Here is a 13,090-nt window from a genome sequence, read left to right as displayed (position 1 = left end):
GGTCGTGGCCGCTCGCGCAGTTCCCCGCGCCCCTATCGGGGCGCGGGATCCCTCACCCCGCTGTGGGCAGGCGTTCCGCAAGGGCGGAACGGGTGGGCACAGCCCACGACGGCGGGAGAGCCGAAGCCGACCCCTGGGGGTCAGCGGGGTGGCGGGCCCGGGGGGCGGCCCGCCAGGACCTCGCCGTAGGCCTGCATCAGGTCCGGCAGGCGCAACGTCGCGAGGTCGTCGCGGGTGGGCGCGGCGGGGTACCCCGACAGCCGAAGATCCCGGTACGCGCAGGACTTCTCGTACAGCGTCCGCAGGAACCGCCCGTTCCCGAGCTCGTCGATCCACCCCTGGTCCACCACATGCCCGTTGATGGACCTCAGCTCGTCGACCGACTCCTCGTCCCACACGTCCCCGTTCTCCGCAGCCAGCACCTCCCCGATCGCGGTGAGTTCGAGCGGACGGTACGAGGGGAAGTCGACGCGGGTCGTGAAGCGGGAGGAGAGCCCGGGGTTGGCGGCGAGGAGCCGGTCCATGCCCTCCGGGTACCCGGCGAGGATCACCACCAGGTGGTCCCGGTTGTCCTCGGCCCGCTTGAGGAGCACCTGCAGCGCCTCGTCCCCGTACGCATCGCCCTTGCTGTAGCCGGAGTTGGACAGCGCGTACGCCTCGTCGAGGAAGAGGACGCCGCCGAGCGCCGAGTCGATCAGCTCGTTGGCCTTGACGGCGGTCTGGCCGAGATATTCGCCGACGAGGTCCGCCCGCTGTGCCTCCACCAGGTGGTCCCCGCCGAGCAGCCCGAGCGCGTAGAACACCCGGCCGAGGATGCGGGCCACGGTCGTCTTGCCGGTGCCGGAGGGGCCGGAGAAGACGAAGTGCCGTTTGGGCGGCTGCACCGGCAGGCCCTGGCTCGCCCGCAGCCGGGCCATCCGCAGCTGCGCGGAGAGCGCCTTGACCTGCCGCTTCACGGGTTCGAGCCCGACCATCCGCTCCAGCTCGGCCAGCGCCTCCTGCAGCAGTACGGGATCGGCGGGGCCGGTGGGCAACTGCGGTGCGGGGACGGGGAGCACGGCCTTCTCGCGCACCGGGTCGGGCGTGGGCGGCGCCGCGCCCTCCGGCTCCGGGCTGATCTTCACGTCGAGCCCCTCGGCCCCGAGGTCGAGCGCCTCCGGCAGTTCCGCCGTGTCGGGGGAGAGCCCGCTGCGGGTGACGGCGGCGAGGTCCCCGGCGTCGTCCCCGCCGTCGAACCCGTCGTACTCGGCGATGGCCGCGAGCCGTGCCGAGGTGTCCATGAAGGAGGGGTCGACGCGGTGCACGGCCCGGTAGAGGGGGAGCGCGGCGGCGCTGCGCCCGGTGCCCTCGTGCGCGCGGGCCAGCCAGTAGCGGAGCTCCTTGCGCTGCGGCTGCTCGCTGCGGCAGCGCATCAGGGCGGCGGAGAGCAGCGGTTCGGCCTGCCCGTACATCTCCAGGCGGATCCGGGCCATGCCGCCGAAGAGGCCCGCCTCGATGCCGAGGATCGGGTCGTCGGTCAGTGGGTCGGTGTGGCGTACGAGCTGTTCCCAGTCCTTGACGAGATAGGCGCGGCAGGCGTGCAGGAAGCGGACCTGCGGGTCGGCGTCGATCGGCGGGAGGCCGGCGAGGGCGCGGTCGAGCTCGGGGACGTGCCGGCCGTCGAGCCAGTGCGAGGCGTGGGCGAGCAGCAGGTCGCGGTCGGATTCGAGCACCGGCTGCACCCACCAGCCCAGCCAGTACCAGGAGTTGAGGGTGCGGCGGTGGCGGGAGCGCTGTTCGCCGAAGCGGTCGCGGCTGCGGTACATGTGCAGCAGCGCCGTCGTCGTGTCGATGCGCAGGGCGTGCAGTCCGAGCCAGCCGTCGGCCATGCCGGGGTCGAGCCGGACGGCCGTCCGGAATTCTTCCTCGGCCTGCGGATAGGCCCCCATGGTGTAGGCGTCCACGCCGCGCAGCCAGGCCAGGTCGGCCGGGGCCGACGACGCGCCCTGCGTGCCGAAGTCCATTCCGTACCCCACAACCCCCCGCAACCGTGCCCTGTGGCGTGCCGCCGGGGCCTGCGCCGAGTACCCGCCGGAGCGCCGAACGTTCGTGCCGCAGACGGGAGTTGACCGATGCTGACTGCCGCCGCACATGGGGTGGCACCGAGCGCCGTCCGCAAGGTCGCACCGCTCTGCATCGTACCTGCGCAGTAGCCCTCGACCGAAGGGTGCGGCAGCACCGGGAACCGCGAAAAGGCCTGCGGGCAGGGGCACTTGAGGCAATGCGGGTGCGGTGACCGAGGGTGATCGACCTGCGTCCGGGCGCGGTCGCGAATGGGGACAAAGGGCAGAACGAAGCCCCCGATCACGGGGGAACAACCGGGGGCTTCGCGTCTGCGGGGGCGGTCCGAAGAACCGCACATTGAGAACGTAAGTCCTGTACGGCCTTTGGGTCAAGCAGAGTTGGAGTTCTTGTGGAAGCGGTTTTCCGAGCCCTCAGCGCACCGCCGACGACCCGTCACCGTGTGTGATGGCTTGGGGTGACGGGCGCGTCTCGCGCTGTCCCGGCAGCATCACGTACCCCTCTTCTCCCTGCTGTACCAGCACGTCCGCGAAGGGGCGCGTGGGGTCTTCGGCGAAGTGCCGATGCTCCGCGCGCTCCCAGCCGTCCCAGAACTCCCGCTGCGCCGCGCCGTCCCGGCTGCGCCCGCGCGCCCAGGCGTCGCCGTGCGCCAGGTCCATCCAGCACAGCCACGCGAGCCACGGCCTGAGCTCCCGCCGCCCGGCGCCCACGCCCTCGACCAGGACGACGGATGCGGCCGGCAGGAGCATCTCGCCGTCGAAGCGGCGCGTGTTCCAGTCGTACGCCGGGACGTGCGCCGTGCGTCCTGCGGCCAGCGGGTCGAGCACCTCGCGCCGGAACCGGTCGGTCCAGTCGAAGAGTTCGGCGTGGCTGCGGACGTGGTCGAGGGTGAGCACGGGCGCCCCGCCGAGCGCGGCGGCGAGCCGGCCGGCGAACGTCGACTTGCCGGAGCCGGCGTGCCCGTCGACCGCGACGAGACGGACCGGGCCGCAGGACGGCGGCAGCGCACGCAGGGTGCGTGCGAGGCGGGCGAGCTCGGGGAAGGCGGCGGGCTCGGGGGAGTCGTTCATCGGCTCCAGGCTACGGCGGGCGGGGTGGGGCCGGCTTCGGGCGGTCGGGCCTCGGGCGGTCGGGCCTCGGGCGGTCGGGCCTCGGGTGGTCGGCCGTGCGCGGCCGGGGCGGGCCCCGGGTGGCCGTCTGCGGTCGGGCAGCGGCCGTTCCAGTGGTCCACGCCAATATTGGCGTGGACCACGCGCCCGAAGTGCTGGCCCAGGGCCGTCGTCTGCGGAGATAGTGGGCGTCGTTGTCATGTTCCGCCGTCACCCGTGAGCCGCCGGTCGCCAGGCCGTCCGGTGGCAGGCACCGACTCGCGAATCGACTGGGGGCCCCACACCATGCCCGACTCCTCCCGATCCACCACCCGCAGATCCGTGCTCGCCGCCGCGGTGGCGCTGGCAGCGGGCGGAGCCGTCGCCGCGACGGCCGCCGCCTCGGACCGCGCCCCCACCGCCAGGACCACGGCCCGATCACCCTCGGCGAAGGCCCCGGCCCGCCGCGTCGACAACCGCTCCTGGACCTCGTACGCCGACTGGAGTTCAGGCGCGCACGACGGCACGCGCGCCGTCGACGGGACCCGCCCCGGCGTGGAGATCGGCACTCCCGCAGGCACCGTCGAGTACGCCGACCCGCACACCGGCAAGGAGGCGAACTGGGAGTACGCGGTCTGGACGAGCCCCGCGCACAAGCTCTCCGTGCCCGCCACCGAGGCCATCGCGTCCTGGAACGCCCGTACGCCGTCCGGGACTTGGCTGCAGACCGAGCTGCGCGCCACATACAGCGACGGCAAGCGCAGCCCGTGGTACGTGCTCGGCCGCTGGACCTCGGGCGACGACCGCGAGGGCGACACCGACGCGATCCGCCGCACCTCCGTCGACGGCCAGAAGGACGGCAAGAGCTCCGTCTGGACGGACACGGTCTCCGTCGACAAGCCGGAGAAGGGCCTGCGCCTCACCGCGTACGAACTGCGCCTGACCCTCTACCGCAAGCCGGGCTCCACGGCCACGCCGCGGGTGTGGCGGCTCGGCGCGATGGGCTCGGACATCCCGGACCGCTTCACGGTGCCCGCGTCCGAGCCGGGTCTCGCCGAGGAGCTGACGGTCCCGCGCTACTCGCAGAACACCCACATCGGGCAGTACCCGGAGTACGACAACGGCGGCGAGGCCTGGTGCAGCCCGACCTCCTCGCAGATGATCCTGGAGTTCTGGGGCCGCAAGCCCACCGCCGAGCAACTGGCCTGGGTGAACCCGGACTTCGCCGACCCGCAGGTCTGCCACGCGGCCCGCTTCACGTACGACTACCAGTACGAGGGCTGCGGGAACTGGCCGTTCAACGCCGCCTACGCCGCGACGTACGACGACATGCAGGCCGTCGTCACCCGGCTCGGCTCGCTCACCGACCTGGAGACGCTGATCGCCGCGGGCATCCCGGCCATAACGTCACAGTCGTTCCTGGAGAAGGAGCTGACCGGCGCCGGCTACGGCACGGCGGGACACCTGATGACGGTCATCGGCTTCACGGAGAGCGGCGACGTGATCGCCAACGACCCGGCCTCCAAGGACAACGAGGCCGTCCGCCGCGTCTACAAGCGCCGCGAGTGGGAGAACATCTGGCTCCGCACCAAGCGCTACAACGCCGACGGCAAGGTCGTCTCCGGCACCGGCGGGGTCTGCTACCTGTACTTCCCGGCCGACCCGAGCGCCGCCCAGATCGCCGCCCTGCGCGCGGTGGGCGTCCGGTAACCGTCCTCGCGCAAGGGCGGCCCGGCCGCGGCGGAGAGCGCCGCGGCCGGGCCGCCGTACGTTCAGCCCTTCTCCGGGGAACGCGTCACCCGGCGTCCGCGGCGAGGGCGAGCCGCGAACGGAGCACTCCGACCGCCTCGTCGACGATCCGGCCGACGAGTTCACCGGCCGGGGGAATGTCGTGGATCAGGCCCTGCACCATGCCGACCGACCAGATGCCCGCGTCGAGGTCCCCGTCCTCGTAGACCTTCCGGCCGCGGGCGCCCGCGACGAGATCGCGGACGTCCTCGAACGAGCCGCCGGCGTCGAGGATCTCCACGACCTTGTCGCTGACGGAGTTGCGCGCCACCCGGGCGGTGTTCCGCAGCGTCCGGAAGATCAGGTTGGTGTCGCGCTCGGACCCGGCGACGATCGCCTCCTTGACCGAGTCGTGCACCGGGGCCTCCCGCGTGCACAGGAACCGGGTGCCCATGTTCACGCCGTCCGCCCCGAGAGCGAGTGCGGCGGCCAGCCCCCGGCCGTCGGCGAGGCCTCCGGAGGCCAGCGCCGGGATGGTGAGCCGGTCCACGGCGGCCGGGATCAGGACGAGGCCCGGGGTGTCGTCCTCGCCGGGGTGGCCCGCGCACTCGAAGCCGTCGATGCTGACCGCGTCCACACCCACGGCCTGCGCCTTGAGCGCATGACGCACGCTCGTGCACTTGTGGATGACCTTCACCCCGTGCTCCTTGAACAGCGGCAGGTGCGGCGCCGGGTTGGACCCGGCGGTCTCGACGATCTTCACCCCGGACTCGACGACGACCCGTCGGTACTCGTCGTACGGGGGCGGGCTGATCGTCGGCAGGATGGTCAGGTTGACGCCGAACGGGGCGTCGGTGAGGTCCCGGGTGCGCTGGATCTCGCGGGCCAGGTCCTCGGGCGTCGGCTGGGTCAGCGCGGTCAGGATGCCCAGGCCGCCGCCGGCCGACACGGCGGCGGCGAGCTCGGCCCGGCCGACCCACTGCATGCCGCCCTGCACCACGGGGTGGGTGACTCCGAAGGTCTCGGTGAACCGGGTGCGCAGGGCGCCGCCGGTGTTCTCCTGGTGCGTCATCCGCGCAGCTCCCAGTTCTCGTAGATCGTCGCGTTGGCCAGGCCGCCGGCCTCGCACATCGTCTGCAGCCCGTAGCGCAGGCCCTCGGCCCGCATGTGGTGGAGCAGGGTGGTCGCCAGGCGGGCGCCGGACCCGCCCAGGGGGTGGCCGAGGGCGATGGCGCCGCCGTTGGGGTTGACCCGGCCCGGGTCGGCCCCGGTCTCCGTGAGCCAGGCGCCGACGACGCTCGCGAAGGCCTCGTTGACCTCGAAGGCGCCGATGTCGCCGAGGGCGAGGCCGGCCTTCTTGAGGACGTCGGCGGTCGCGGGGATCGGGCCGGCCAGCATCGCGACCGGATCCGAGCCGGCGACCGTCGCGGCGTGGATGCGGGCGAGCGGAGTCAGGCCCAGTTCGGCGGCGCGTGCGCTCGTGGTGACCAGGACCGCGGCCGAACCGTCCGAGATCTGCGAGGAGTTGCCCGCCGTCATCCGGCCGTCCGCGGCGAAGGCGGGCTTCAGTTCGGCGAGCTTGCCGACGTGCGTGCCGCGGCGCACGCCCTCGTCGAGTGCGAAGCCGGAGCCGTCCGGCAGCGCCACCGGCGCGATCTCCGCGGCGAAGCGTCCGCCGTCGACGGCCGCGGCGGCACGCTCGTGCGAACCCGCGGCGTACGCGTCGAGCCACGTCCTGCTCAGGTCGTATCGGGCGGCGAGGATCTCGGCGCCCCTGCCCTGGTGGAACTCGTGGCCGTCGTACCGTTCGGCGACCAGGTCACCGAAGGGCAGACCGGGACCGTTGGCCCTGGCCGACCCCATCGGGACCCGGCTCATCGACTCGACGCCGCCGGCCACGACGACGTCGGCGTGCCCGGCGATCACCGTGGCCGCCGCGAAGTGGATCGCCTGCTGGCTGGAGCCGCACTGCCGGTCCACCGTGGTCCCCGGGACGGACTCGGGCCACCCGGCGGCCAGCACCGCGTTGCGCCCGATGTTGGCCGACTGCTCGCCCACCTGCCCGACGCAGCCCCAGATCACGTCGTCGACCACGGCCGGGTCGATGCCGCTCCGGGCCGCCAGGGACCGCAGCACCGAGGCGGAGAGGTCGACCGGGTGGACCGCGCTCAGCGACCCGTTGCGCCGGCCGATCGGGGTGCGTACGGCCTCGACGATGACGGCGTCTCTCATGGGGTGCTCATTTCTGTCGTACGGGGTGCTGTCGGCGCGGCCCGCAGGGAGACGGCGAGTTCGCGCTCCAGGAGGGTGGGCAGGGCGCGGGCCAGATTCCGTTCGTGGATCTGGGACGTGCCCTCGTAGATGCGCAGCGCCCGTACGTCCCGCCACATCCGCGGGACCGGGTGGTCGCCGACGATGCCGTCACCGCCGAGGATCTGCACCGCGCGGTCGGCCACCGCCGAGGCCATCTCGGTGCAGTACAGCTTGGCGGCCGAGATCCGTTCCCGTGGCGGGCTGCCGGCGTCGAAGTCGCGGGCGCAGTCGAGGACCAGGGCGCGGCCGGCCTCCAGTTCGGCGTAGCTGCGCCCCAACAGGGCCTGCAGCGAGCCGAATTCGGCGATCGGGCGGCCGAACTGCTCCCGACGGCCGGCGTGCGCGGTCGCCTCCGCGAGGATGCGCGTCGCCTGCCCGACCGCGGTGGCCGCGACATGCGTACGGGCGTGGTTGATGCCGCGCAGGGCCTGGCGCATCCCCCTTCCGGGCACGCCGCCGAGCAGGGCCTCGGGGCCGACGCGGACCCCGGAGAGCTCGATCTCGGCGACCGGGCCCTCGGCGTGCCCGTTCATCCGCTCGGGCAGCCGGACCGTCACGCCGTCGGCGGTCCGGTCGACGAAGAAGGCCGAGAGCGCCTTGTCCCCCTCGCCGGTCCGGGCGAAGACCAGCAGGACGTCCGCCCAGGCGCCGTTGGTGATGAACCGCTTCTGCCCGTCGATGACGTACCCGTCGGCGGTGCGGCGGGCGGTGGTGGACAGCGCCGTCGCGTCGCTGCTCGCCTCGGGCTCGGTCAGCGCGAACGACGCGACGCACTCGCCGCCCGCCATCGCCCGCAGATACCGCTCCCGCTGCTCGTCGGTGCCGTGGTCGAGGAGGGCCTGCGAGACCAGGCCGACGGTGGTGGAGAAACGCGACCGGTACACGGCCGAGGCGCGGGTGAACTCCATGGTCAGCAGCGCCTGTTGCTCGACCGTCCAGCCCATCCCGCCGTACGCCGTCGGCAGGGTCAGGCCGAAGAGCCCGACCTCCGCCATCCGCCGCACCAGGTCGTCGGGCACGGCGCCCGTGCGGACCAGCTCCGGTTCGCGGGCGATCAGCTCGTCGTCCGTGAAGTCCCGGATCAGCGCGAGGTAGTCGTCGAACTCCAGGTCGCGTACGGATGCGTGGATCACGCCAGCTCCAGGGACTTGGAGACCACGCTCTTCATGACCTCGCTGGTGCCGCCGAAGATGCGGGTCACCCGGGCGTCGGTGTAGAGCCGGGCGATGGGGTACTCGCGCATGAACCCGTAACCGCCGTGCATCTGCAGGCACTTGTCGATGACCCGCGCCTGCATCTCGGTGCAGAACAGCTTGACCTTCGCCGCGTCGGCGGGAGTGAGCGTGCCGGCGTCCAGCTCGGTGACGGCACGGTCGACGAGCGCCTGGCCGGCCTCCAGCTCGGTGGCGCACTCGGCGAGCACGAACTTCGTGTTCTGGAAGTCCGCGACGCGCTTGCCGAACGCCTTGCGCTCCTTGACGTAGTCGATGGCCATCCGCAGCGCCGCCGTCGCCGTCGCCTGTGCGGTGATCGCGATCGTCAGCCGCTCCTGCGGCAGGTTCGCGGTCAGCATGCTGAAGGCGTCGCCCTCCGCGCCGAGCAGGTTCGCCGCCGGCACCCGGACGTCGTCGAAGAACAGCTCCGCCGTGTCCTGCGCCTTGAGGCCCATCTTGTCCAGGTTCCGGCCGCGGCTGAACCCGGGCATGCCGGACTCGACGACGAGCAGCGAGAGGCCCCGCCGCCGGTCGAAGCCGCCGTCGCCGGTGCGCGCGACCACGATGACCAGGTCGGCGCCGATGCCGCCCGTGATGAACGTCTTGGCGCCGTTGAGGACGTACGAGTCGCCGTCCCGTACCGCCGTGGTGGCCATACCGGCCAGGTCGGACCCGGTGCCCGGTTCGGTCATGGCGACGGAGCTGACCAGGGAGCCGTCCGCGAAGCCGGGGAACCAGCGCGCCTTCTGCTCCTCGTTCGCGAACTCCAGGAAGTACGGCAGGACCGTGCTCAGATGCACCTGCAGTCCTCCGAGCGTGGCCGCCGCGTAGCCGTTCTCCTCCAGGACGACGGTGTTGAAGCGGAAGGTGTCCATCCCGCCGCCGCCGTACTCCTCGGGAACCTGGAGGCCGTTGATGCCGATCCGGGCGGTCTTCCGGTACAGCTCGGAAGGCACGATCCCGGCCGCCTCCCACTCCTCGACATGCGGCGTGATCTCCTTGGCGATGAACTCCCGCACGGTCTCGCGGAACGCCTCGTGGTCGTCGGTGAATATGTCCCTGCGCATGGTTCTCTCCTGGGGAGGCCTGATCGGTCAGGCGTTGACGTGGACGACGGAGTCGGCGGCGAGAGCGTCGATCTCCGGTGCGGAGAAGCCGAGTTGGCCCAGCAGCTCCGCGGTGTGCTGCCCCAGCGCGGGGGCGCCGTTGCCGGGGGTCCGGGGCGCGCTGCCCAGCTGCCAGGGCGAGCCGAGCGTGGTGTGCGGTGTGCCGTCGGCGCCGAGCGCCTCGACGAACAGGCCGCTCGCCACCACGTCCGGGTTCTTGATCACCTCGTCGTAGCTGCCGATCCGGCCGGCCACCACACCGTTCGGCGTCAGCAGCTCCATCGCCTCGTCGGTGGTCAACTCGGCGAAGGCGGCGCGCAACTCGGTGAGCAGCTCGCCCCGGTGGGCGACGCGGGCCTGGTTGGAGGCGAAGCGCTCGTCCGCGGGGAGGTCGGGCCGCCCGATCAGGCGGCAGAGCCTCTCGAAGTGCGGCGCCGAGTAGGCGGAGACCACGAGCGCGCCGTCCGCGGTCGGCATGACGTCGGCGGCCGGGGCCACCGTGGGCTGGCCGTTGCCGCTGCGCAGCGGCGGGTCGCCGGTCAGCAGGTACTCGCCCCAGTTGGACCCCTGCAGATGCACGGCGACCTCCAGGAGCGAGACCTCCACCTCGTCGCCCCGGCCGAAACGGAGCCTGCGCACATACGCGCCGAGCACCGCCTGCGCGAGTACGTGCCCCGCCGCCGCGTCGACGACGGGGAAGCCCACGCGCTGCGGCTCGCCCGCGCGCTCCCCGGTGACCGACATGATCCCGCTCTCCGCCTGCGCGGCGATGTCGAGACCGGGCCTGTTCCGCGACGGGCCGTGCAGGCCGAACCCGCTCACCGTCGCGTAGATGACCTCGGGACGCTTCGCCCGTACCGCGGAGGCGCCGAGCCCGAAGCGCTCCATCACACCGGGCCGCAGATTCTGTACGACGATGTCCGCGCCCTCGATCAACCGGTGGGCGATCTCCTGCCCGCGGGGATCCCTCAGATCGAGGGCGACGGCGCGTTTGCCGCGGTTGTACGTCCGCAGGATCGCCTCGCCGTACAGCCCGATCACGCGGGCGGCCTCGCCGGTGACCGGCTCGACCTTGACGACGTCGGCGCCCAGGTCGCCCAGGATCTGTGCGGCGGCCGGGGCCGCGATGAACTGTCCGAAGTCGACGACCCGGACCCCTTCCAGAGGCGCGTTCACGCCATGACCTCCACTCGTGCACGGATCTTCGCCAGGTCGCGCTCGGGCCGTACGAGGAGCACCGCGAGCGCTCCGCCGACCGTCATGAGGAGCCCCGTGAGGGCGAAGCCCTGGCCGTAGCCGGCCGCGGTGTCCGTCGCCGTGCCCACGAAGTGGCCGAGCACGAGCGGCGCGAGGACGCCGGCCAGGCTGTAGAAGGCGACCAGGCAGCCGAGGATCGCGCCCCGCTGCTTCGGGGCGACCACGTCGCCGATCGCCGTGAACGCGACCGCGTACGCGGCCGAGTTGAGCGAGAAGGCGAGGGTCACGAAGACCATCTGGAGCGGGCCCCTGCCGATCGCCGTGAACAGGTACATCGACGCTCCGGAGGCGACGACGAGCCCGGCGGCCAGGTAGCCGCGGGTGATCCGCCGGGACACCCCTCGGGCGGTCAGCCGGTTCGAAAGGAGCCCCGCGCCGATGGCAGCGGCCGCGGCGACCGCGTACGGGACGGTGATGAGGCGGCCGACGTCGATCGCGTCGTAGCCGAGTCCCTGGCTCAGGTAGAGGGGGAGCCAGGAGACCTTGAGCGTGGTCGACCAGTAGGCGAAGAAGGTCAGGAAGCCGATGCCGATCACGGTGCCCGTGGTGAGCAGGACACGGAGCGGCGCCCGTACCGGCGCGTGCGCCGCGGCTTCGGGGCCCTCCGCGCCGGAGTCCGCCGGGAGCTGTCGCGGGGCGTCCTTGCTCAGAGTGAGCCAGGCCGCCAGCCACAGCGCCCCGGCGAGGACGAGCACTCCGAAGGCGGCGTGCCAGGACCAGGTGGCGATCACCCAGCTCAGCACCGGTGCCGCGATGAGCGGGCCGAGCGAGGCGCCGGAGGTGACGATGCTCGCCGGAAGCCCGCGCTTCTCCGGCGGGAACCAGGCGTGCACGATGTGCGTCGCCAGCGCGTACGCCGGTCCTTCGGCGAAGCCGAGCACGACCCGGCACAGGAGCAGCGCGGCGAAGCCGACCTGCCAGAGCAGCGGGATCATGGTCAGGATCCAGATCACCATGAGGGCGGCGACCAGCAGGCGGATGTTGATCCGGCTGGTGAGCGCGCCGACCAGGACGGCGCCCACGGCGAACAGCCAGAAGAAGGCGCTCTGGACGAGACCGAACTGCTGCGGCGTGATGCCCAGGTCCTCGATGATCTGCACGCCCGCGAAGCCGAGTACGGCCTTGTCGGCGAAGTTGAGGACCATGAAGGCGAGAAGCAGGAGTGTGACGACCCAGGCCTGGCGGCGCACGGCGGGCCTGGACGTCGATGTCCCGGGGGACGAGGTGGGTGCCGTTGGAGTCATGGAGTTTCCAAACGGTGTCGGCGCGCGGGGGTGCGGCGCGCGGCGAATGAAGGGGGGGGCACGGTCCGGCCGAGCCAGGACAGGCCGGCCGGAGGGGGCCGTGAAGGGGAGGCAGCAGTGACCGACGGCCACCGGCCGGTGAAAGGTGAGGGTGAAGGTCCCAGCCGGCCGGGCAGGGGGCGGTTCGGCAGCGGGAGCCGGCCGGGCAGAGGGAGTCGGTTCGGCGGCGGCAGCGGGCCCGGGGCGGGTCAGCGGCCGGCGAACACGGGCCGACGGCGCTCCAGGAACGCGGCCGCCGCCTCGCGGGCGTCCTCGGTGTGGAAGCAGCGGACCATACGGTCGACCTCGCCGCCGAGATAGTCGGCCAGCGGCAGGGTCTGAGCGGCGAGCAGGTTCTGCTTCATGGCCCGCGCCGCGAGCGGAGCGGCGGTCGCCAGGCGGGCGGTGACGCGATCCGTGAGCGCACCGAACGCGTCGGCGGCGGCGACCGAGGTGACGAGGCCGAGCTCGGCCGCCCGGCGCGCGTCGAACTTCTCGGGCAGCAGGAACAGTTCACGGGCCCGCGCGGCGCCGAGCAGCCGGGTGAGGAACCAGACGCCGCCGAGGTCGCCCGGGAGCCCCGCGCTCAGGAACGCGGTGTTGAAGACGGCGGCCTCGGACGCGATCCGGAGGTCGGCCGCGAGCGCCAGGGAGAGCCCGGCCCCCGCGCAGGCGCCGTTGATCGCGGCCACGGTGACCTGGGGCATCGAGTGCAGGCGCTGGGCCACATGGCTCGCCGTGCGCAGCCGCGCCGAGTCCTCCTCGTAGGAGTCGCCCCGCAGGGACCGAAGCTCCGGGGGAGCGGCGAGGTCGGCGCCGACGCAGAAGCTCGAACCGGACCCCGTCAGCACGATGACCCGCACCGAGCGGTCCGCTTCCAGGTGTCCGAGTACGTCCTCCAGTTCACCGAGCAGCCGGAACGAAACGGCGTTCCGGCGCTCGGGGTTGTCGAGTGTCACGGTCGCGACCTGCTGGGCTATCGAGCATGAGACCTGTGCTGGCATCGGCGCCTCCGGTGAGCGGGAGTTGATCGCTTGCTG

At 72.7% G+C, this 13,090-nt stretch carries 10 protein-coding genes; 1 reads left to right on the top strand and 9 read right to left on the bottom strand.

Translation table 11 applies throughout. The features are described 5' to 3' along the window. Window positions 1–140: 140 nt before the first annotated feature. Window positions 141–2,003, bottom strand: a complete 1,863-nt coding sequence (locus QIS96_RS22555) for an AAA family ATPase (protein WP_282544510.1) — start codon at window positions 2,001–2,003, stop codon at window positions 141–143. Window positions 2,004–2,474: 471 nt separating this feature from the next. Further along, entirely contained in the window at window positions 2,475–3,131 is a 657-nt protein-coding gene (locus tag QIS96_RS22550) for a uridine kinase family protein (RefSeq protein ID WP_282544509.1), read from the bottom strand. 324 nt (window positions 3,132–3,455) lie between these two features. Between QIS96_RS22550 and QIS96_RS22545 the strand changes: the two genes are divergently transcribed. Continuing rightward, the gene (locus tag QIS96_RS22545) at window positions 3,456–4,859 is read left to right on the top strand and encodes a peptidase C39 family protein (protein WP_282544508.1); all 1,404 of its coding nucleotides are present in this window, start codon (window positions 3,456–3,458) and stop codon (window positions 4,857–4,859) included. 85 nt (window positions 4,860–4,944) lie between these two features. Here QIS96_RS22545 and QIS96_RS22540 read toward each other — a convergent pair whose 3' ends face one another. The 7 genes from QIS96_RS22540 to QIS96_RS22510 all read right to left on the bottom strand — a co-directional run bounded on the left by QIS96_RS22540 (window position 4,945) and on the right by QIS96_RS22510 (window position 13,054). After that, window positions 4,945–5,949, bottom strand: coding sequence for an NAD(P)H-dependent flavin oxidoreductase (locus tag QIS96_RS22540; protein WP_282544507.1), 1,005 nt, complete (start codon window positions 5,947–5,949; stop codon window positions 4,945–4,947). Beyond that, window positions 5,946–7,109, bottom strand: coding sequence for a thiolase family protein (locus QIS96_RS22535; RefSeq protein ID WP_282544506.1), 1,164 nt, complete (start codon window positions 7,107–7,109; stop codon window positions 5,946–5,948). The genes QIS96_RS22540 and QIS96_RS22535 overlap by 4 nt, the downstream gene beginning before the upstream one ends. Next, window positions 7,106–8,323: an acyl-CoA dehydrogenase family protein gene (locus tag QIS96_RS22530; protein WP_282544505.1), complete on the bottom strand. Its 1,218-nt coding sequence runs from the start codon at window positions 8,321–8,323 to the stop codon at window positions 7,106–7,108. The genes QIS96_RS22535 and QIS96_RS22530 overlap by 4 nt, the downstream gene beginning before the upstream one ends. Continuing rightward, the gene (locus QIS96_RS22525) at window positions 8,320–9,471 is read right to left on the bottom strand and encodes an acyl-CoA dehydrogenase family protein (RefSeq protein WP_282544504.1); all 1,152 of its coding nucleotides are present in this window, start codon (window positions 9,469–9,471) and stop codon (window positions 8,320–8,322) included. Before QIS96_RS22525 ends, QIS96_RS22530 begins: the two co-directional genes overlap by 4 nt. Before the next feature lie 27 nt (window positions 9,472–9,498). Next, window positions 9,499–10,686, bottom strand: a complete 1,188-nt coding sequence (locus tag QIS96_RS22520; protein ID WP_282544503.1) for a CaiB/BaiF CoA transferase family protein — start codon at window positions 10,684–10,686, stop codon at window positions 9,499–9,501. Continuing rightward, window positions 10,683–12,011 carry an MFS transporter gene (locus QIS96_RS22515; protein WP_282544502.1) on the bottom strand — a complete coding sequence of 443 codons (1,329 nt, stop codon included), beginning with the start codon at window positions 12,009–12,011 and terminating at the stop codon, window positions 10,683–10,685. The genes QIS96_RS22520 and QIS96_RS22515 overlap by 4 nt, the downstream gene beginning before the upstream one ends. A 248-nt stretch (window positions 12,012–12,259) precedes the next feature. Beyond that, window positions 12,260–13,054: an enoyl-CoA hydratase-related protein gene (locus tag QIS96_RS22510; protein WP_282544501.1), complete on the bottom strand. Its 795-nt coding sequence runs from the start codon at window positions 13,052–13,054 to the stop codon at window positions 12,260–12,262. Window positions 13,055–13,090: the final 36 nt, after the last annotated feature.

Origin of the sequence: Streptomyces cavernicola, from assembly GCF_029968035.1 — a bacterium.
Classification (GTDB): Bacteria; Actinomycetota; Actinomycetes; order Streptomycetales; family Streptomycetaceae; genus Streptomyces; species Streptomyces cavernicola.
Note: the sequence above shows the minus strand (reverse complement) of the source record. Positions and strands in the feature narration are given on the sequence as shown.

Bases quoted from the DNA above. Each gene is read 5' to 3' on its own strand.
- QIS96_RS22540 (WP_282544507.1), bottom strand. From the start codon at position 5,949: ATGACGCACCAGGAGAACACCGGCGGCGCCCTGCGCACCCGGTTCACC.
- QIS96_RS22550 (WP_282544509.1), bottom strand. From the start codon at position 3,131: ATGAACGACTCCCCCGAGCCCGCCGCCTTCCCCGAGCTCGCCCGCCTC.
- QIS96_RS22515 (WP_282544502.1), bottom strand. From the start codon at position 12,011: ATGACTCCAACGGCACCCACCTCGTCCCCCGGGACATCGACGTCCAGG.
- QIS96_RS22535 (WP_282544506.1), bottom strand. From the start codon at position 7,109: ATGAGAGACGCCGTCATCGTCGAGGCCGTACGCACCCCGATCGGCCGG.
- QIS96_RS22525 (WP_282544504.1), bottom strand. From the start codon at position 9,471: ATGCGCAGGGACATATTCACCGACGACCACGAGGCGTTCCGCGAGACC.
- QIS96_RS22545 (WP_282544508.1), top strand. From the start codon at position 3,456: ATGCCCGACTCCTCCCGATCCACCACCCGCAGATCCGTGCTCGCCGCC.
- QIS96_RS22555 (WP_282544510.1), bottom strand. From the start codon at position 2,003: ATGGACTTCGGCACGCAGGGCGCGTCGTCGGCCCCGGCCGACCTGGCC.
- QIS96_RS22510 (WP_282544501.1), bottom strand. From the start codon at position 13,054: ATGCCAGCACAGGTCTCATGCTCGATAGCCCAGCAGGTCGCGACCGTG.